This is a genomic window from Mycolicibacterium wolinskyi, assembly GCF_002101965.1.
GTDB classification, from domain to species: domain Bacteria; phylum Actinomycetota; class Actinomycetes; order Mycobacteriales; family Mycobacteriaceae; genus Mycobacterium; species Mycobacterium wolinskyi.
The window spans coordinates 1-17,922 of record NZ_LQQA01000010.1; the positions used below are offsets into that span (position 1 = coordinate 1).

A 17,922-nucleotide genomic window follows, 5' to 3' on the forward strand; every position below is an offset into this window, starting at 1 on the left:
ACACCAACCCAAACCGGCACAATGAGTGTCAGCGATGTCCCGAGACAAAAGTGTCAGCGATGTCCCGAGACACCACATGCCACATGCTGACAGGGATCCTCGGCATTGACTGCGAACCGCGATCTAACCGCTCTTGCGACGGAACTCCCGACGGTTTTCCACCGGGCCGTGGGCGCGTGGTTGCGCGCGCCCACCGTCCTTGTGGTCGGCTCCGCCCGCCGACTTCGCCTTCTTGCGCTCCAGCGCCTCCCGGAACTTACGCTTGTTGTCGTCTTCCGGTGTCTCAGCCATAAGCCGCAGCGTAGCGCGGTTCCGGCTTCAGCGTCACCAGGATTTATCGCAGCCCCGGCGGCATCCCGTACAGATGTGAGATCGGCAGGGTCAGCAACACCCGCCGATCGTCGACCATGGCGCGCCGGTAGTCGTCCCAATCCGGATGCTCACCGGCGATGTTGCGATACAACGCGATCAAGCCCTCGACGGTGTCGTCGTGTGGGTTGGCCGCGGGCGGGGTGAGAATCGCGTCGCCTTCGGCAACCGCGTATGCCCAGCCGTCGTCGGAGCTGACGTGGATCGACGCTCTCGGGTCGCGGCGCAGGTTGCGGGTTTTCGCGCGGGGCTCGGTGATCGACACCTGGATGGTGACCGCCCGCGGATCGAAGTAGTACGACACATTCGACAGCTGCGGACGGCCGTCCTGCTTGATGGTCGCGAGCACCCCCATCGAGTTGCCGCTGATCAAAGCCAATAGCTTGTCGTCGAAGACCTGGCGCCCCATATCCCGAGCGTACGTCTTCACCATCGACTCGATGACTGTGATTGACGGCAACACCGTCCTGGAATTCGGCTGAGCATCGGCCGGGCCCGGTTTGTCGGAGCTACGCTGATCAGTCATGACGCGTTACGCCGCATTCCTCCGGGGCGTCAACGTCGGCGGAGTCAATCTCAAGATGGCCGAGGTGGCCGAAGCGCTCGAGGACGCCGGCTTCACCGACGTCCGAACGATTCTGGCCAGCGGAAATGTCTTGCTGGACAGCAGTTCTCCGGCGAAGAAGGTTCGCAGCACCGCGGAGAAGGCGCTGCGCGACGCCTTCGGGTACGAGGCGTGGGTTTTGGTGTACGACCTCGAGACGGTGGCGGCGATCTCGGCCGGTTACCCGTTCGAGCGTGAGGTCGAGGGCCACCATTCGTATGTGACGTTCGTGAGCGACCCCGATGTGCTCGACGAGCTGGCGGGCCTGCCCGCGGCGCCTGACGAGAAGATCGAGCGGGGTGACGGCGTGCTCTACTGGCAGATCGCGCGAAACGCCACGCTGGGCAGCACGATCGGCAAGACCATGGGCAAGAAGCGGTACAAGTCGTCGACCACCACCAGAAACCTGCGCACGCTGGAGAAAGTCTTGCGTTGACACAGGTTCGGTACATTCGGGCCAATGACGACGAACTCGCCGACGAATCCGCCAGCGGCGCCGCGCACCAAGGTCTCGCTCACCGGGGTTTCTGAGACCGCCCTGCTGACCCTGCAGGTGCGCGCACACGAGGCGCGCCGCCCGGACGGGATCATCGACGATCCGATGGCCGTGCAACTGGTCGACTCGATCGACTTCGACTTCGCCAAGTTCGGTTACACGCGCCGCCAGGACATGGCACTGCGGGCAAAGATCTTCGACCGCGCCACGCGTCACTACCTGCACGACCATCCGAAGGCCACGGTGGTGGCCCTGGCCGAGGGCTTCCAGACGAGCTTCTACCGGCTCGACAACGCCGGCGTCGGCCATGAATTCCACTGGCTGACAGTCGATCTGCCGCCGATGGTGGAGCTGCGCAACAAGCTGCTGCCGCCGTCGGAGCGGGTGCGGGCCTGTGCCCAGTCCGCGCTCGACTTCAGCTGGATGGATCAGGTCGACCCGAGTGACGGCGTGTTCATCACCGCCGAAGGCCTGCTGATGTATCTGCAGCCCGACGAGGCCATGAGCCTGATCCGCGAATGCGCACAGCGCTTTCCCGGTGGGCAGATGATCTTCGACCTGCCACCGGCCTGGTTCGCGGCGTGGGCGCGCCGGGGCATGCGGACCTCCCGGCGCTACCGGGTGCCGCCCATGCCGTTCAGCCTGACCCCGGCGCAGGTGGCAGATCTGGTCAACACCGTGCCCGGCGTGCGGGTCGTGCGCGACCTGCCGTTGCCCGCCGGCCGCGGCAAGGTGCTCAACGCGCTGATATGGGCAGCTCAGCGGGTTCCGCTGCTGGATCCGGTCCGGCCGGTGATGACGCTGCTCGAGTTCGGCTGAGCGCCTTCCCGAATTCCAGATGAGGGTCTTCGACGGGACCGTCGCGCAGCATCTCCGCGTCGTAGGTGTAGTTCATCGACATCACCCACGGTCCGTCGACGCCCTGGCGCGGCAGTTCGTCCACCGACCGCTGCACATAGCCGGCCGCGAAGTCCAGTAGCGGAAGGGTTTTCATGCCGGGCTCGGTGAGCACGGGCCGCGCCACGTCGTAGCCGTTCTGATCGAGGTGCGTCAGCAGCCGGCAGAAGTGTTCGCACAGCAGGCCGACTTTGAGTGTCCACGACGAGTTCGTGTACCCGAAGGCGAAGACGAAGTTCGGCACGCCGGACAGCATCATGCCCTTGTAGGCCACGGTCTCGGCAAAGTTCACCGGCTCACCGTCGACGGTCAGCGACATGCCGCCGAACAGCTGGATGTTCAATCCGGTCGCGGTGACGATGATGTCGGCCTCGAGCTCGCGCCCCGATTCCAGCCGGATACCGTTCGCGGTGAACGTGGCGATGCGATCGGTGACCACCGATGCGCTTCCGTCGCCGATGGCCGCGAACAGGTCGCCGTCCGGGACGGCGCACAGCCGTTGATCCCATGGGTTGTAGCGGGGACTGAAGTGCTCGTCGACGGGGTAGCCGGCCGGGAGCTGGCTTGCGTTGATGCGACGGATGAGCCTGCGCGCGACGGTCGGGTACTTCTGGCAGAAGGTATAGACGGCACGCTGTTTGAGGATGTTCTTGCGCCGGGTCAAAGCGTAGCCACGCTCGTCGCCGAGCACCCGCTTGGCGAGATTGGCGAACGAATCCTTGGCCGGAACCGGCATCACGTACGTCGGTGACCGCTGCAGCATCGTCACGTGCCCGGCGGTCGGCGCCATCGCGGGCACGAGCGTCACCGCGGTCGCCCCGCTGCCGATCACGACGACCTTCTTGCCGCTGTAGTCGAGATCCTCGGGCCAGTGCTGCGGATGCACGATCCGGCCGGTGAATCGCTCACTGCCCTCGAAGCGCGGCGAGTAGCCCTCGTCGTATCGGTAGTAACCGCCCCCGCAGAACAGCCAGTTGGCGCTGAGCTGAATCAGTTCGGCGTCGCCGCCACCGCTGTCGGCGCGCTCGACGTCGACGATCCAGCGGGCCTCGGCGCTGTCCCAATCCGCCCCGAGCACCCGGTGGTGGAAGCGGATGTTGCCGTCGATGCCGTTCTCCGACACCGTTTCCCGCAGATAGGCCAGGATCTTGTCCGCGGTGGCGATGGCGTGCTCGTCGCGCCACGGCTTGAACTCGTAACCGAACGTGTGCAGATCGGAATCCGAACGAATCCCCGGATAGCGGAACAGGTCCCAGGTGCCGCCCGTCGCGCCGCGGGCCTCCAGGATCGCGTAGCTGCGGCCCGGGTGTTCGCGCTGCAGGTAATAGGCAGCGCCGATCCCGGAAATACCGGCGCCGATGATCAGAACGTCGACGTGTTCGGTGTCAGCCATGTCCGTGACTCCTGTCGGTGGCCGGAATACTCGCGAAGTTGTTGCGATCGATCGTCGCCGCCACGGTCCCGTCGCCCAAGGTCAGAACGTCTCATTTCCGCTGCGACAATGGTGCACTCTGCACCGCTGCTCTACCGTGTGCGCATGGCCTGGAACCCGCCGTCACCTCGGGTCAGGGAGTTGATCCGGCAGTGTGCGCAGATCGTGGTCAACGCTCGCCCGGAATGGCTCGACGAACTCGATCGCGCCGTACTGGCGGCCGCGAACCCGGTGATCGCGGCAGACCCCGAGCTCGCCGCGGCCGTGAGCCGCAGCAACCGGGCGAATCTGTATTTCTGGGGCACCGCCAATGTGCGGGACCCGGGCGCGCCGGTGCCGCCGAACACCGGGCCCGAACCCCTGAACATCGCCCGTGAACTGGTGCGCCGCGGGGTCAACGCGTTCCCGCTCGACGCCTACCGGGTCGGTGAGGGCGTCGCCTGGCGCCGCCTCATGGAGATCGCGTTCGAACTGACCTCCGACTCGACCGAACTGCACGAGCTGCTGGACGTCTGCTCGCGCTCCATCAGCGCGTTCGTCGACGCCACCTTGGCCGGCATCACGACCCAGATCGAACTGGAGCGCGACGAACTCACCCGAGGTTCGCATGCCGAACGACGCGAGACCGTGGCGCTGCTCCTCGACGGCGCCCCGATCCCCCGCCAGCGTGCCGAGGCGCGGCTCGGCTACGCACTCACCGGACCGCACACCGCCGCCGTCATCTGGAGTGACCGGCCCGACGGTGATCTTTCCCAGTTGGACCGCGCCGCCGATGCGTTCGGCCAGGCGTGCGGCGGCGCTCGGCCACTCAGTGTGCTGGCGAGTACCGCCACCCGGTGGGTGTGGGCACCGGGACCTGTCGATGCCGCGGCCCTGCAGCACGCGATCGATGACACCGGCGATGTCCGCATCGCCATCGGGCCCACCGACGACGGCGTGGACGGCTTCCGGCGCAGCCACTTCGACGCGATCACGACCCAGCAGATGATGGCGCGCCTGCATTCACCGCAGCAGATCGCCCGGTTCGCCGAGATCGAGTTGGTCGCGCTGATCACCGCCGACCCGGACCGCGCGGCCGGCTTCGTCAAGCGCACACTCGGCGACCTTGAGACGGCGGGCACTGAATTGCAGGAGACCGTAAGGATATTCGTCGCCGAGCAGTGCAACGCCTCGCGCGCCGCGGCACGGCTCTACCTGCACCGCAACACCCTGTTGCGGCGGCTGGCCCGCGCGGACGAGCTACTACCCCGCCCACTGGCCGACTGCACCGTCAACGCGGCCATCGCGCTCGACGTGTTGCGCTGGCACGGCCAGCCCGACGCCCGCGATCAGTCGAACGCGCCGTCCAGGTAGCGCAGGGCGTCGGATTTCCCGATCCCCAGCGCCCGCGCCGCTTCGGCGAACGAGTTCGCGGCGGCGGCCATCGCCGCGTCGGCCGGATCGGCGCGGGCGACGAACGTGCCGTACCGCCCGCGCGTCTCCAGCACCCCGGCCGACTCCAGCTCCCGGTACGACCGGGCCACGGTGTTGACTGCCAGACCGATCTGACCTGCGAGTTCGCGAACCGTCGGCAACCTCGTGCCCGGCGACAACCGCCCGTCCCTTATGCCGTCGATGATCTGAACCCGGAGTTGGTCAAACAACGGTTTCTCGGCATCCGGATCGATATGAACCCAATCCCCCAATTCGGCCACGTGCCCAGTATCACCCAAAGCCGCTACGTTGGTGCTGTGCAAGTGACTGTGCTCAGCGGTGCCGGGATCTCGGCGGAGAGCGGTGTGCCCACTTTTCGCGACGTCGAGACGGGCCTGTGGGCCAAGGTCGACCCTTACGAGATCTCCAGCACGGACGGCTGGCAGCGTCACCCGGAGAAGGTGTGGGCGTGGTATCTGTGGCGCCACTACATGATGGCCGGGGTGGAGCCGAATGACGGTCACCGCGCCGTTGCCGCCTGGCAGGACTACGCCGACGTCCACGTCGTCACCCAGAACGTCGACAACCTGCACGAGCGGGCCGGCAGCACCAACGTCTACCACCTGCACGGCAGCCTTTTCGAGTTCCGTTGCGACGCTTGCGGTTCACGGTTCGAAGGCGATCTGCCCGACATGCCGGAACCGGTCGAGACCGTCGAACCGCCGGTGTGCCCGTGCGGCGGGCTGATCCGGCCCAACGTGGTCTGGTTCGGTGAGGCTCTGCCCGATGCGGCATGGCAGCGTTCGGTGCTCGCGGTGAGCGGTTCGGACGTGGTGATCGTGGTGGGCACGAGCTCGATCGTCTATCCGGCCGCCGGTCTTCCCGAGGCCGCGCTCTCCGCGGGCAAGCCGGTCATCGAGATCAACCCCGAGCGCACTCCGCTTTCCGACAGCGCGACGGTGTCGCTGCGCGAGACCGCGGCGACGGCGCTACCGGGCCTGCTGCAACGCCTTCCGGTACTGCTGGGCTAAGCAGGCCGCACCGCTTTCCCGATCGCGAACTCCGAAACCGGCATCGGCACCCACGGCGGCATGGCCCACTCGCGGCGGTTGTCGCGTACCTGGAACCCGGTGTCGACGATGGTCTGCTCGGTGTCGCGGTGCGTGTGACAGTTGCCGAGCAGCCGCGGCCAGATGGTCGCGTCGGCCAGCCGCTGCAGCCGAGCCCGATATCCGGTGCCTGCGACGTGTTCGAGGTAACGCAGCTCACCGCCCGGGCGGAGTAGCGAAAAGAGTTGCCGTAGAACGCTGTTGGGCTCTTCGATGGAGCACAGCACCAGTGAGCACACCACCGCGTCGAACGGTTGAGAGCTGGCGAACCGTTCAGCGGTGTCACCGGTGACCGTGACCGGCACGGGCGCGTTGGCGGCGGCTCGGCGGGCCACCTCGGCGAGCCGGCGTTCGGGCTCGATCGCGACCACCTCGTCGACCGTCGACGGGTAATACTCGAAGTTCGTGCCGGTTCCCGCGCCCACCTCGAGCACGCGGCCCGACAAACCCGCGAGATTCTCGATCCGCAGGCGGCGCACCGATTCGGGTTCGTAGTTCGACAGGGTTTTCCACAACCGCGCGAACAACGGGTTGTCCACCAGCTTGTCGGCGTTACTCATGGGCGAATCCCTTCAGCCGGGCGACGGCCTCCTGCGGGGAGAGGTCGGTTCCGATCATTCCCGAAACGATGTGGCCGGTACACACTGCTCGCAGCACCCGGTCGGTGAATTCCTCGGCGTCGCCCCAGGGCAGGTATGGCTTGGCGATCAGCATCGCCGCGACACCGTGTGCCGCCGTCCACAGTTCGAGCGCCAGCGACGTGGGGTCGCCGGGCGGGTAGATGCCTTCGGAGATCAGTGTTTCCACGGACGTGCGCATGTGGACGAACGCCGAGCTGTTGAGCGTGACGTCGACATCGCTGCCCGGCCTGCCCTCGCCCATCGTGGCCAGGCGATAGAGCTCGGGCGTCTGGCGGGCGAAGCTCACGTAGGCCAGTCCCTGCGCGCGCAACACGTCGATCGTCGAGGGTTGATCCTTGGCCACGCGCTGCATCTCTTCGTCGAGCTTCTCGAAATACCGCGCACACACCGCATCGAGCAGTGCGTCCTTGTCGGCGAAGTGCAGATAGATCGACGGCGGCGTGACACCGACCCGCTGCGCGACCGATCGGATCGAAACCGCTTTGGCGTGACCGGTTTCCAGCAACAGCTCGGTCGCGGCATCGAGAATCTGCTCGCGCAACAGCTCCCCCGACCCACGTGGGGCACGGCGGCGTTTGAGCGGCTTGAGGGGTGGGATCGACACGCTAACCAGTTTCCGTCACGCCCGCCGTGGCCCGCGGCGCCTCCGCGGGCTTCTCACCGGACTCACTGATACCGATCCGCTCGTGCAACCGGGCCAGCGGCGCGGGCGCCCACCAGTTCCACCGGCCCATCACGTGCATGAACGCAGGCACCAGCAGCATCCGGACCAGGGTCGCGTCGACGAGGACCGCGAGGGTCAAGCCGAGGCCGAACATCCGCATGAAGGCCACCTGCGCGGCGATCAGCGCTGCGAACGATATCGACATGAGCAGCGCGGCCGCGGTCACGACCCGCCCGGTACGGGCAAGCCCGAGTGCGACGCTTTCGTCGTTCGCGGCGCGCGTCCGATCCGACTGCAGCCAGTACTCCCGGATCCGCGACACGAGGAACACCTCGTAGTCCATCGACAGGCCGAATGCGATGCAGAACAACAACACCGGCAGGTTCGCCACGAGGGTTCCGGTCGGGGTGGTGCCCAGCGCGCCCAGGTGGCCGTCCTGGAAGATCCATACCAGGGCTCCGAAGGCCGCCGACAGCGATAACACGTTGAGCACCAACGCCTTCAGCGGCAGCACCACACTGCCGGTGAGCAGGAACAGCAGCACGAACGTGATCGCGGCGATCACTCCGAGCACCAACGGCAGCCGCGAGGTGATCGCCTGTGAGCTGTCCCGGTTGATCTGCGCCACCCCGGCCAGCTGTACGTCGGCGGGTGCGGGAACCGCGTGGAGCGCATCGAGTTGCGCCTCGGACGCGTCGCTGAACAACGGGGCATCGCTGCCGACCGTCAGATAGGCGCTGCCCTCGGCCATCCCGGTCGCGGCCGAGGGTGGACCGACGCGGCGACCGTCGACGTAGGTGCCACCCGGTGCCGACACCGACGACACGTCGGCCACGTCCGACAGCATGCTCGCGTATTGCTCGAGCTCGTTCGGCGCGACTTTGGTGACGTCGGGCAAGACGACCGTGACGTTGGTCGCCGAGTCGACCGCGAAGTCGTCGCGCATCTGGTCACCGACCTGGCGAGCCGACGCCGATTGCGGCAGCACGCGGTCATCGGGGAAGCCCCACTTGATACCGAGGAACGGCGCACCGAGCATCAGCAGCAACGCGATGATCGCGACGCCGACCGGGATCGACCGGCGCATGACGCGCTTGGTCATGCGGTACCAGAACGTCTCCTCGATCGGTTTGCGCACCGGCTCGGGCCTGCCGAGGACCCGCCTGGCGAACCGGCGGACGTCGTAGGCGTCGAGCCGATCCCCGAGCAGCACGATCGCCGCGGGCGCCACCACGATCGCGGCGAGCGCGGCAAGCGCCACCACCGCGATCCCGGCGTACGCAAAGGACTTCAGGAAGTACATCGGGAACAGCACCATCGCGACCATCGACAGCGCCACCGTCATCGCCGAGAACAGCACCGTGCGCCCGGCCGTCACCATGGTGCGGATCAAGGCCTGGTCGCGGTCCATGCCCTCGGCCAGTTCGTCGCGGAACCGGCTGATGATCAGCAGCGTGTAGTCGATCGCGAGCGCCAAACCCATTGCGACAGTGAGGTTGAGCGCGAAAATCGACACGTCGGTGACCATGGTGAACAAGCGCAGGACGGCCAGCGATCCGAGGATCGCGAACCCGCCGACCGCGAGCGGCAACGCCGCGGCCATGAGTCCGCCGAACACCCACACCAGAACCAGGAAGCTCAACGGGATCGCGATCGACTCCATCATCAGCAGATCTTTTTCGCTCTGCCCGTTGATCTGGACGTAGATCATCGCCTCGCCGCCGGCCCGCACGGTCACGCCGTCGCGGTCGTGCACGAGTTCGTCGGTCAGTTCCTTGGCGTGCTTCTGCGCGCCGCTCTCCCCGCCGGTGATGCCTGCGACGATGAGGCCGGTCTTGCCGTCCTCACTGATGAGGGCCGACGACGCGGGCGGCGGCACGGTCCAGGCGGAGGTCACTTCGGTGACGTAGGGCGAAGCCTCCAGTTTCCTGGCGATCTCGGTGCCGGTGGCCTGTGCTGCCGGGCTGTCGGCCCGGTCCCCGGTGACGCTGATGACGAGCTGCATGTCGCCACGGTTGAACTTCTCGGCCAGCAACTGGGTGGCCTTCGCCGATTCCGCGGTGGGGTCCTGAAAGCCGCCTGCGGACAGGCTCTTTGCCACCGGGACACCGAAGATGCCCGCGGCGGCCATGACGAGCGCGGCGATGACGAGGATGCGCCGCGGCGCGGCGATGGCCAGCAGGGCGATTCGGTGCAGCACGTCGGTGTCCTTCCGCGACCGAACAATATCAACGTTAACTTAACAGCGATAATCTGATGACGTCAACGCCGACCTCACCGATAGGCACGATCTGCGGCGGCGAAATGTTCACACTGGATTCCGCATCACGCGCGATGAGTTCTGTTGCGACGAAGGGTCTAGCTGCTCATGACGACCAACACCACCGAGCTCACCCACACGACGCCGGCGTCGACGATGACCGACACGGGCCTGCTCATCCTGCGCGTGGCCACCGGCGCGACCATGCTGCAGGCCGGACTCATCAAAGCCTTCGACTTCTCCACCGCCGCCGGGTTCATGGAATCCAGCGGCTGGCACCTGCCGAAGTTCGCGGCCTTCATGGTGACCGCGGCCGAGACCCTCGGCGGTATCGGCCTGCTGTTCGGCATCCTCACGCCGCTCGCGGCCTGCGCGGTGATCGGCGCGATGGTCGACGCCTGGGCCGTCAATGTGTCGGCGGACGCCTTCTGGTCACAGCCGTTCAACGTGCCGTTCCTCGTGGCCTTCGCCGCGGCGGCCCTGCTGTTCACCGGCGCGGGGACGCTGTCGGTGGACCACCGCGTGTTCGGCCGCTCCCGCGTCTCGATGCCGCTGGCCATCGGCCTGCTGGCCGTGGGCGTGATCGCCGCCGTCGTGACCTGGATCGCACTCAACGGCGTCAATCCGATTCACTTCACGGCGCCGCCGAGCTGACGTCCAGCGTGGGCCGTATGCACGGTTTTTGCGCCGAAGCCGGGCACACTGCCCACGCTCGTGGCACCCCGACTCGAGCTACTCGCCGGAAACCTACCCAAAAGTAGTATTGCCACCATTTTCCGAATCGTGACTCAAAGATTCCTTAATGGTGACCCATACGCTCAGTGTCATGTGGATCGACGACACCAGTGCAGATGTCATCAAGGTCGACTTCGACGCTCTCTACCACGGCGATGTCCTGGTCGAGGGTGACACGTCGGAGCAGTTTGACGACTACCAGTCCCTTCCGACGGCAGTATGAGAAAACGCGCGCCTCGCGGCGCGCGTTTTCCGTATGCAGTTTGCCGGTGAGTTGGCCGAGCCCGGCCCCAGTCCTCGCGTTACGCGAGGACTATTTCTTTCTTCAGGTCGTCCTCGTCGGCGCCGATCATGTTGAGCAAGCGCCCACTGATGAGGATCTCGGCCTCCGCCACCATCCGCGATACCAGCTCGCCGACCGTGGGAATGTCGTTGATCAGCCCCATGGACGTGCCGACCGACCAGATGCCCGCGTCGAGGTCGCCGATCTCGTAGACCTTGACGCCGCGCTGGCCTGCGACCAGATCCTTGACGTCCTCGAACTGGCCACCGTTGTTGAGAATCTGCACCACCTCACGCGACACTGCGTTGCTCGCGACACGGGCGGTGTTGCGCAGCGGCCGGAAGATCAGCTCGGTGTCGAGCTCGGTGCCCGCCACGATCGCTTCCTTGACCTTTTGATGAATCGCCGATTCGACCGTGCACATGAACCGCGAGCCCATGTTGATGCCGTCGGCCCCCAGCGCCAGCGCCGCCACCAGACCGCGCGCATCGGCGAAACCGCCCGAGGCGATCATCGGGATCTCGATCTTGGCGGCCGCGGCCGGGATCAGCACCAGCCCGGGAATGTCGTCCTCGCCCGGATGCCCCGCGCACTCGAACCCGTCGATGCTGATGCCGTCCACACCAAGGCTCTGCGCCTTGACCGCATGCCGCACCGACGTGCACTTGTGCAGCACCTTGATGCCGTTGTCGTGGAACATCGGCAGGTGCGGAGCCGGGTTGGAGCCCGCGGTCTCGACAATCTTGACGCCTGAGTCGACGATGACCTGGCGGTACTCGTCGTACGGCGGCGGGTTGATCGTCGGCAGGATCGTCAGGTTGACGCCGAACGGCTTGTCGGTCAGTTCGCGGCACCGCTCGATCTCTTTGGCCAGATCGGCGGGCGTGGGCTGGGTGAGCGCCGTGATGAAGCCCAGTGCACCTGAATTAGCCACGGCGGCAACGAGTTCCGCGCGGCCGACCCACTGCATGCCACCCTGCACGATGGGATGCTCGACCCCGAACGTCTCGGTGAATTTCGTGTTGAGTGCCATGGTCTACCTCGGTGCCATCCGGATCGCGCCGTCGAGGCGGATGACCTCGCCGTTGAGCATCGGGTTCTCGACGATGTGCACGGCCAGCGCGCCGTACTCGTCGGGATCACCGAGCCGGGCCGGATGCGGCACCTGCTGCCCCAGCGACTTCTGGGCCTCCTCGGGCAGCGAACCCAGCAGCGGAGTCTTGAACAGACCCGGCGCGATCGTGCACACCCGGATCAGCTCACGCGACAGGTCCCGCGCGATCGGCAGCGTCATGCCGACCACGCCGCCCTTGGACGCAGAGTAGGCGGCCTGGCCGATCTGGCCGTCGAACGCCGCGACCGAGGCGGTGTTGATGATGACGCCGCGCTCCTCACCGAGCGGCTCGGTCTTGGCGATCCGCTCGGCCGCCAACCGCAGCACGTTGAACGTGCCGATCAGGTTGACCTCGACCACCTTGCGGAAGCCGTCGAGCGGAAACGCGCCGTTCTTGCTCAGGGTCTTGATGGCGTTGCCGATGCCGGCGCAGTTGACATTGATGCGCACCGGGCCCAGCGACTCGGCCACATCGAGCGCCTCGCTCACCCCTCCCTCATCGGTGACATCGGTGCTCACGAACTTGGCCCGATCGCCCAGTTCGGCCACCACCTCTTCACCTTTGAGGTCGATGACCACAACCTGCGCGCCCGCATCGAGCAGCCGCTTGGTCGTGGCCAGGCCCAGGCCGGATGCGCCCCCGGTGACGACGGCTACCGCGTCTTTGATCTCCACTTACCGCATTCCTTTCCGGCCGGCCTTGTGCCGACCTACTGGTTGGTTGGGACTTTATACCCAGTCGCGCAGCACGGCGTCGGTGTCCGCTCCGCGTTCGCCCGGCGGGGTGGGCTGAGCCAGGGTGCTGCGGGAGAAGCGCGGGGCGGGCATCGGCTGAAGGTTGCCCGCGTCGTCATAGAACGTGTCGCGTTCGGCGATGTGCGGTTCGGTGAGCACCTCGGCGAAGCTCAGCACCGGCGTCGCGCACGCGTCGGTGCCGTTGAACACCTCGGCCCAGTGGTCGCGGTCGTGGGCGGCGAACGCCTTCGTGAACGCCTCGCGCAACTCGGGCCAGCGGGCGATGTCGTTCTGACCCGGCAGATCGGCGGCGTCCAGCCCCAGCCCCTTGAGCAGCTCGGCGTAGAACTGCGGCTCGATCGCGCCGACCGCCATGTACTTGCCGTCCGCGGTCTCATAGGTGTCGTAGTACGGCGCGCCGGTGTCGAGCATGTTGGTTCCGCGTTCGTCGGACCACATGCCGTTGGCGCGAAAGCCCCACATCATCTGCATCAGCACCGACGAACCGTCGACCATCGCGGCATCGATCACCTGACCCTTGCCCGACGTCTGACGCTCGAACAGCGCCGCCAAGATCCCGACGAGCAGGAACATCGACCCGCCGCCGAAGTCACCGGCCAGGTTCAGCGGAGGCACCGGTCGCTCACCCTTGCGCCCGACCGCATGCAGCAGGCCGTTGAGCGAGATGTAGTTGATGTCATGGCCGGCCTGCAGGGCGCGCGGACCCTCCTGGCCCCAGCCCGTCATGCGGGCGTAGATGAGCTTGTCGTTGACCTTGGCGCAGTCGTCGGGGCCGAGGCCGAGGCGTTCGGTGACGCCGGGCCGGTAGCCCTCGATCAGCACGTCGGCCTTCGAGATCAGCCGCAGCACAAGCTCGCGGCCCTCGTCGCTCTTGAGGTCGGCCGCGACCGAACGACGGTTGCGCAGCATCGAATCGCGGTCACCCGCGGGCACTCCCCCACCCCTGTTCGGGCGCTCGATGCGCACCACGTCGGCGCCGAGATCGCCGAGAATCATCGCCGCGTGTGGGCCGGGGCCGATGCCGGCCAACTCGACGACGCGCAAACCGTGCAATGGTCCTGTCATGCTCTACCGCCCCTTCGCGTGTTAGGCCTCAGTTGACCGCGACATAGCTTACTTGTATAACCTTGTCGCCGGATTTAGGGTGCAGCAATGACCACTGTTGACTCCAGGGACTCCGGCACCGCCTCCTATCCCCGCATCGACGCCGTCTCGGTGTCGCTCGCCGACGGCGTGCTGTCGGTGACCCTCAACCGGCCCGACAGCCTGAACTCGCTGACGCAGGACATGTTGACGGCGATCGCCGAGGCGATGGAGTTCGCCGCGACCGACCCGCAGGTGCGCGTCGTGCGGCTCGGCGGCGCCGGCCGTGGGTTCAGCTCGGGCGCGGGCATCAGCGAGGAGGATCAGAACGCCAAGAGCCACGACGCCGCGGGCGTGCTCGACGCCGCCAACCGTGCCGTCGCGTCCATCGTGGCGCTGCCGAAACCCGTTGTCGCCGTGGTGCAGGGACCTGCCGCCGGCGTCGGGGTGTCGCTGGCGCTGGCCTGCGACATCGTGCTGGCCTCCGATCAGGCGTTCTTCCTGTTGGCCTTCACCAAGATCGGGCTGATGCCCGATGGCGGTGCCTCGGCGTTGGTCGCGGCGAACATCGGCCGCATCCGGGCCATGCGTCTGGCGTTGCTCGCCGACCGGCTCACCGCCGCCGACGCCTACGACTGGGGTCTGATCAGCGGGGTGTATCCGGCGGCCGAGTTCGACACCGCGGTCGACAAGGTGATCTCGAAGCTTCGGTCCGGGCCCGCGGTGGCGTTGCGCAAGACCAAGCAGGCCGTGAACGCGGCCACGCTGACCGAACTCGACGGCGCGTTCGCCCGGGAGCGCGAAGGCCAGCTGCAGCTCTTGGTGTCAAACGATTTCCGTGAGGGCACCAAGGCCTTCCAGCAGAACCGGCGGCCGGAGTTCACCGACTCCTGACGTTTCTCCCGCGAGCAGACGCGCGGGTACCCCAAAATGCGCAATTACGGGTACCGCAGCGTCTGCTCGCGGCCGAAAATCGTTGGACTGAACCGGTGCCGGGTGGGCACCATCGAGTGTTGTGAGCATGCAACACGACATCGAGCGGCCGGTGCGCGACACCGGCGGGTGGCGTGTGCTCGCCCCCTTCCGGATCCGCGAGTACCGGCTGCTCATCGCCGCGGTGACGCTGTCGATCTTCGCCGAGGGCATGTGGTCGGTCGTGATGGCGTTGCAGGTCATCGCGATCGACAACGATCCGGCGTCGCTGTCGTTGGTCGCGACGTGCCTGGGCGCGGGCCTGGTCGCGTTCGTACTCGTGGGCGGTATCGCCGCGGACCGGATCAATCAGCGCACGATCATCATCGCCGTCGAGGCGGTCAACTTCGTCACCGTGTCGATCATCGCCGTGCTGGGATTGCTGGGCGCGCTGAAGATCTGGCATATGGCGGTCGCTGCAGCCATTCTCGGCATCGCCGCGGCGTTCTTCTTTCCGGCGTACAGCGCGATCCTGCCCCGCATCCTTCCGCCCGAACAGCTGTTGGCCGCCAACGGCGTGGAAGGTGTGGTGCGCCCGGTTTTCCAGCGCTCGGTCGGCCCGGCCGTCGCGGGCATGGTGATCGGGGCGACGATCCCGTACGTGGGCGCGATCGTGGTCGCGGTGCTGTTCGGCCTTGGGCTGGCCCTGCTGGTGGCGACCCGGCCGGAGGCGGATTCGCATGCCGCACAGCCGGTTACCGAACAGCCTCATGTCCTCCGTGATCTCCGTGACGGGTTCATGTTCATGCTGCGCACCCGATGGCTGCTGTGGACACTGCTGTTCGCGAGCATGTTCGTGCTCGTCGTGCTGGGACCGATCGAGGTGCTCCTGCCGTTCATCGCGCAGGACCGATTCGCCGACGGAGCCCGGGCTTACGGATTCATCCTGGCGTTCTTCGGCTTCGGCAGCGCGCTCGGCGCATTGACGGTGTCGTCACGCCGGATGCCGCGCCGGTATCTCACGACGATGATGGTGATGTGGGGCCTCGGTTCGGCACCGCTGGTGGTCGTGGGCTACACCTCGTCGTTCCCGTTGATGGCGTTGGCGACGTTCGTCGTCGGCGTGACCGACGGTGCGGGCATGGTGATCTGGGGAACGCTGCTGCAGCGCCGGGTGCCGCGAGAGATGTTGGGCCGAGTGTCGAGCCTGGACTTCTTCGTCTCGCTGGCGTTCATGCCGTTGTCGTTCGCGATCGTGGGCCCGCTGTCGAAAGTCATCTCGATGGAGACGATCTTCCTCGTATCGGGCATCGCACCGGCACTGCTGGCGCTTGTCGCGCTCACGGCCGCCCGCATGCCCCGCGACGAGTTGGCGCACCCGCTGCGTTAGACGCCGAAGATCGGTGGCAGGACGAGCACCATGATCAGGCCCCAGAAGAAGTGGGTCAGCATTGGGGCGAGCACGCCACCGGTCATTCGGCGCTCATAGGCGCATACCGCGCCGAGCAGGATGCCCGCGAAGCCGAGCATCGGGTTGCCCGCCGCCATGACCGCGGCGACGTAGATCACCGTCGAGATGACCGCCGGATAGTGGTTGCCCAGAGCGGTGTAGAGCGCGCCGCGGAAGAACAACTCCTCGGCCACCCCGTTGATCACCGTGATGAACACGATGACCAGCAGGGGCCCATGATTGGCGAATTCGAGTACGGCAGTGACATATTCGCGCAGGCCCGGGATCAGCCTCGCGATCAGGCCGCCGACGGCGAACATCGCGCCGAGCCCGAGTCCGACGACCGTGCCGAGCACTATCGGGCGCCGGTCACGGCCGAGCTGCAGCGGCCCGGACACGATCGCGCCGACGGTCCACACCGCGGCCATCGCCAAAGTCAGCCAGTAGAACGAGGTGTCGCCGGGCTCACGTCCCAATGAATACGCCTGCAGCATGGCACCGGCGACCAACACGACGCCGACCACGATCCGCCTGCGCAGCACCACGGTGCGCGTTTCCTGGTCGGCCATCGCCACCGTCATACCCGTTTCACCACCAGGCTGAACACGACATCGAGTCCCGAGCGCAGTACGGCCGCCACCGGACCGGGCATCGGCGGGAGCAGGCTGAGCGCGGGGCGCACAAACGGCGGCGTGAACTGTCGGATCCGCGACCGGTCGCCGCCGGCCCAGTCCGGGTCCGTGTCGGCCAAGTGGTGCGGGTCGGCCAGCTCGTTGACCGGGCGGCGCTGCCGGCTCGCGAGCGCCGACGCCAGCGCGTCGTCGACGCCGAGCAGGCCGCCTGGCGGATCGGGCACGAAGGCACGAATGCCGTCACCGGCGGCCGTCATCGGATGATCAAGGGACGCAGTCAGATCGGCCGCCAAGCCGTCGGGAACCGGCAGGGCGATCGCCGACACGCGCGACGCCAAACCGGTCGCCACGCCGAACACCGGGATCCCGATCCGCCGCTTGCCGGCCAAGCGGGCGTAGGTGGCCAACAAGTCGCGATACGTCGTGCGTTGCGGCCCGTAGATGTCGTACGCGCCGGCGGGTAGTCGCTCGGCGTCCCCGGCAGCCACGAGGTAATACAGCACGTCGCGAATCGAGATCGGGTCCATCGGGTTGGCCATCCAGCGCGGCATCGGCATCACCGGGAACCGGTCCCCCACATAGCGCAGGATCTCGAACGACGTCGAACCCGCACCGATAATCATCGCCGCGCCCAGCCACACCACCTCCGGCCCGCCGTCAACGGTGAGCGCGTGTGCCACCTCGGCACGGCCGGCGAGATGTTCGGAGAGCGCATCGTCGTCCGGCACGAAACCGCCGAGATAGACGATGCGGCTCACCCTCGCGTCGCGCGCGGCAGTCGCGAAGTTGGCCGCGGCCTGGTTGTCGGCTTCACGGAACCCGGGCTGCCCGATGCCGTGCACGAGGTAGTAGACGACGTCGATCGGACCGGCCTGTGCGAAGGCACACGCGACCGAGTCCGCGTCATCGGCGTCGAGCGCCACCGCGGTCACGTCGGGATACCACCCGAAGTCCGTCAACCGGGCCGGGCTACGGCTGCCCACCACGACGTCGTGGTTCTCCGCGAGCAGCGCCGGGACCAGCCGCGAGCCCACATAACCGGTCGCACCGGCCACGAGTATCCGCATATCCC

Annotated in this window: 20 protein-coding genes; 8 read left to right on the forward strand and 12 right to left on the reverse strand. The window is 66.9% G+C overall.

The genetic code is table 11. From position 1 onward, the window contains the following. Positions 1-123: 123 nt before the first annotated feature. Together AWC31_RS36765 and AWC31_RS08730 are read right to left on the reverse strand one after the other, a co-directional pair. Entirely contained in the window at positions 124-291 is a 168-nt protein-coding gene (locus AWC31_RS36765) for a DUF5302 domain-containing protein (protein WP_110774989.1), read from the reverse strand. A 43-nt stretch (positions 292-334) separates the two neighbouring features. After that, the gene (locus tag AWC31_RS08730; protein WP_067851001.1) at positions 335-778 is read right to left on the reverse strand and encodes a PPOX class F420-dependent oxidoreductase; all 444 of its coding nucleotides are present in this window, start codon (positions 776-778) and stop codon (positions 335-337) included. A 115-nt stretch (positions 779-893) separates the two neighbouring features. Here AWC31_RS08730 and AWC31_RS08735 point away from each other — a divergent pair, with 115 nt between their 5' ends. Together AWC31_RS08735 and AWC31_RS08740 are read left to right on the forward strand one after the other, a co-directional pair. Beyond that, entirely contained in the window at positions 894-1,409 is a 516-nt protein-coding gene (locus AWC31_RS08735) for a DUF1697 domain-containing protein (protein WP_085143886.1), read from the forward strand. Between the two features lie 24 nt (positions 1,410-1,433). Beyond that, positions 1,434-2,288: a class I SAM-dependent methyltransferase gene (locus AWC31_RS08740; RefSeq protein WP_085143888.1), complete on the forward strand. Its 855-nt coding sequence runs from the start codon at positions 1,434-1,436 to the stop codon at positions 2,286-2,288. On the opposite strand, the gene AWC31_RS08745 is transcribed toward AWC31_RS08740, so the two are convergent. After that, positions 2,206-3,759 (reverse strand): flavin-containing monooxygenase, encoded by a 1,554-nt coding sequence (locus AWC31_RS08745; RefSeq protein WP_085143890.1) that lies wholly within the window; start codon positions 3,757-3,759, stop codon positions 2,206-2,208. The genes AWC31_RS08740 and AWC31_RS08745 overlap by 83 nt on opposite strands. 144 nt (positions 3,760-3,903) lie before the next feature. Here AWC31_RS08745 and AWC31_RS08750 point away from each other — a divergent pair, with 144 nt between their 5' ends. After that, positions 3,904-5,151 (forward strand): Rv1453 family transcriptional regulator, encoded by a 1,248-nt coding sequence (locus AWC31_RS08750; protein ID WP_085144287.1) that lies wholly within the window; start codon positions 3,904-3,906, stop codon positions 5,149-5,151. On the opposite strand, the gene AWC31_RS08755 is transcribed toward AWC31_RS08750, so the two are convergent. Beyond that, a complete protein-coding gene (locus AWC31_RS08755; RefSeq protein WP_067850637.1) occupies positions 5,127-5,492 on the reverse strand; it encodes an Rv1152 family transcriptional regulator in 366 nt (121 codons plus the stop codon). The genes AWC31_RS08750 and AWC31_RS08755 overlap by 25 nt on opposite strands. A 36-nt stretch (positions 5,493-5,528) precedes the next feature. On the opposite strand from AWC31_RS08755, the gene AWC31_RS08760 reads away from it, so the two are divergent. Beyond that, a complete protein-coding gene (locus tag AWC31_RS08760; RefSeq protein WP_067850997.1) occupies positions 5,529-6,242 on the forward strand; it encodes an NAD-dependent deacylase in 714 nt (237 codons plus the stop codon). Here the strand turns inward: AWC31_RS08760 and AWC31_RS08765 are convergent. Genes AWC31_RS08765 through AWC31_RS08775 form a run of 3 tightly spaced genes read right to left on the reverse strand, consistent with a single transcriptional unit; the run spans position 6,239 to position 9,825 of the window. Then, on the reverse strand, positions 6,239-6,880 hold the full coding sequence (locus tag AWC31_RS08765; RefSeq protein ID WP_085143891.1) for a class I SAM-dependent methyltransferase: 642 nt from the start codon (positions 6,878-6,880) through the stop codon (positions 6,239-6,241). The two genes, AWC31_RS08760 and AWC31_RS08765, sit on opposite strands and share 4 nt — an antisense overlap. Continuing rightward, positions 6,873-7,565, reverse strand: a complete 693-nt coding sequence (locus AWC31_RS08770) for a TetR/AcrR family transcriptional regulator (protein WP_234790874.1) — start codon at positions 7,563-7,565, stop codon at positions 6,873-6,875. Before AWC31_RS08770 ends, AWC31_RS08765 begins: the two co-directional genes overlap by 8 nt. 1 nt (position 7,566) lies before the next feature. After that, positions 7,567-9,825, reverse strand: coding sequence for an MMPL family transporter (locus AWC31_RS08775; RefSeq protein WP_085143893.1), 2,259 nt, complete (start codon positions 9,823-9,825; stop codon positions 7,567-7,569). Between the two features lie 168 nt (positions 9,826-9,993). Here AWC31_RS08775 and AWC31_RS08780 point away from each other — a divergent pair, with 168 nt between their 5' ends. Both AWC31_RS08780 and AWC31_RS38140 read left to right on the forward strand, forming a co-directional pair. Continuing rightward, complete coding sequence (locus AWC31_RS08780; RefSeq protein WP_085143895.1) at positions 9,994-10,539, forward strand: DoxX family protein; 546 nt, start codon at positions 9,994-9,996, stop codon at positions 10,537-10,539. Positions 10,540-10,711: 172 nt separating this feature from the next. Further along, entirely contained in the window at positions 10,712-10,843 is a 132-nt protein-coding gene (locus AWC31_RS38140) for a hypothetical protein (RefSeq protein WP_110775021.1), read from the forward strand. Positions 10,844-10,922: 79 nt separating this feature from the next. Here the strand turns inward: AWC31_RS38140 and AWC31_RS08785 are convergent, their stop codons facing one another. The 3 genes from AWC31_RS08785 to AWC31_RS08795 are packed head-to-tail and all read right to left on the reverse strand — an operon-like array spanning position 10,923 to position 13,838. Next, positions 10,923-11,936 carry an NAD(P)H-dependent flavin oxidoreductase gene (locus AWC31_RS08785; protein WP_085143897.1) on the reverse strand — a complete coding sequence of 338 codons (1,014 nt, stop codon included), beginning with the start codon at positions 11,934-11,936 and terminating at the stop codon, positions 10,923-10,925. 3 nt (positions 11,937-11,939) lie between these two features. Continuing rightward, positions 11,940-12,692: a 3-hydroxyacyl-CoA dehydrogenase gene (locus tag AWC31_RS08790; RefSeq protein WP_085143898.1), complete on the reverse strand. Its 753-nt coding sequence runs from the start codon at positions 12,690-12,692 to the stop codon at positions 11,940-11,942. Between the two features lie 54 nt (positions 12,693-12,746). Then, positions 12,747-13,838 carry a CaiB/BaiF CoA transferase family protein gene (locus tag AWC31_RS08795; RefSeq protein ID WP_085143900.1) on the reverse strand — a complete coding sequence of 364 codons (1,092 nt, stop codon included), beginning with the start codon at positions 13,836-13,838 and terminating at the stop codon, positions 12,747-12,749. Between the two features lie 87 nt (positions 13,839-13,925). Between AWC31_RS08795 and AWC31_RS08800 the strand changes: the two genes are divergently transcribed. Together AWC31_RS08800 and tet(V) are read left to right on the forward strand one after the other, a co-directional pair. Further along, positions 13,926-14,750, forward strand: a complete 825-nt coding sequence (locus AWC31_RS08800; RefSeq protein WP_085143901.1) for an enoyl-CoA hydratase — start codon at positions 13,926-13,928, stop codon at positions 14,748-14,750. A gap of 127 nt (positions 14,751-14,877) precedes the next feature. Further along, positions 14,878-16,158: a tetracycline efflux MFS transporter Tet(V) gene (gene tet(V), locus AWC31_RS08805; protein ID WP_085144288.1), complete on the forward strand. Its 1,281-nt coding sequence runs from the start codon at positions 14,878-14,880 to the stop codon at positions 16,156-16,158. Here the strand turns inward: tet(V) and AWC31_RS08810 are convergent. After that, positions 16,155-16,799 (reverse strand): CPBP family intramembrane glutamic endopeptidase, encoded by a 645-nt coding sequence (locus tag AWC31_RS08810; RefSeq protein WP_067850619.1) that lies wholly within the window; start codon positions 16,797-16,799, stop codon positions 16,155-16,157. The two genes, tet(V) and AWC31_RS08810, sit on opposite strands and share 4 nt — an antisense overlap. After that, positions 16,796-17,917 (reverse strand): NAD(P)H-binding protein, encoded by a 1,122-nt coding sequence (locus AWC31_RS08815; RefSeq protein WP_085143903.1) that lies wholly within the window; start codon positions 17,915-17,917, stop codon positions 16,796-16,798. The genes AWC31_RS08810 and AWC31_RS08815 overlap by 4 nt, the downstream gene beginning before the upstream one ends. Between the last annotated feature and the right edge of the window lie 5 nt (positions 17,918-17,922).

Coding starts and splice junctions, on each gene's coding strand:
- AWC31_RS08750 (WP_085144287.1), top strand. CDS start 3,904: ATGGCCTGGAACCCGCCGTCACCTCGGGTCAGGGAGTTGATCCGGCAG.
- AWC31_RS38140 (WP_110775021.1), top strand. CDS start 10,712: ATGTGGATCGACGACACCAGTGCAGATGTCATCAAGGTCGACTTCGAC.
- AWC31_RS08735 (WP_085143886.1), top strand. CDS start 894: ATGACGCGTTACGCCGCATTCCTCCGGGGCGTCAACGTCGGCGGAGTC.
- AWC31_RS08730 (WP_067851001.1), bottom strand. CDS start 778: ATGGGGCGCCAGGTCTTCGACGACAAGCTATTGGCTTTGATCAGCGGC.
- AWC31_RS08800 (WP_085143901.1), top strand. CDS start 13,926: ATGACCACTGTTGACTCCAGGGACTCCGGCACCGCCTCCTATCCCCGC.
- AWC31_RS08765 (WP_085143891.1), bottom strand. CDS start 6,880: ATGAGTAACGCCGACAAGCTGGTGGACAACCCGTTGTTCGCGCGGTTG.
- AWC31_RS08785 (WP_085143897.1), bottom strand. CDS start 11,936: ATGGCACTCAACACGAAATTCACCGAGACGTTCGGGGTCGAGCATCCC.
- AWC31_RS36765 (WP_110774989.1), bottom strand. CDS start 291: ATGGCTGAGACACCGGAAGACGACAACAAGCGTAAGTTCCGGGAGGCG.
- AWC31_RS08795 (WP_085143900.1), bottom strand. CDS start 13,838: ATGACAGGACCATTGCACGGTTTGCGCGTCGTCGAGTTGGCCGGCATC.
- AWC31_RS08815 (WP_085143903.1), bottom strand. CDS start 17,917: ATGCGGATACTCGTGGCCGGTGCGACCGGTTATGTGGGCTCGCGGCTG.
- AWC31_RS08810 (WP_067850619.1), bottom strand. CDS start 16,799: ATGACGGTGGCGATGGCCGACCAGGAAACGCGCACCGTGGTGCTGCGC.
- AWC31_RS08780 (WP_085143895.1), top strand. CDS start 9,994: ATGACGACCAACACCACCGAGCTCACCCACACGACGCCGGCGTCGACG.
- AWC31_RS08740 (WP_085143888.1), top strand. CDS start 1,434: ATGACGACGAACTCGCCGACGAATCCGCCAGCGGCGCCGCGCACCAAG.
- AWC31_RS08745 (WP_085143890.1), bottom strand. CDS start 3,759: ATGGCTGACACCGAACACGTCGACGTTCTGATCATCGGCGCCGGTATT.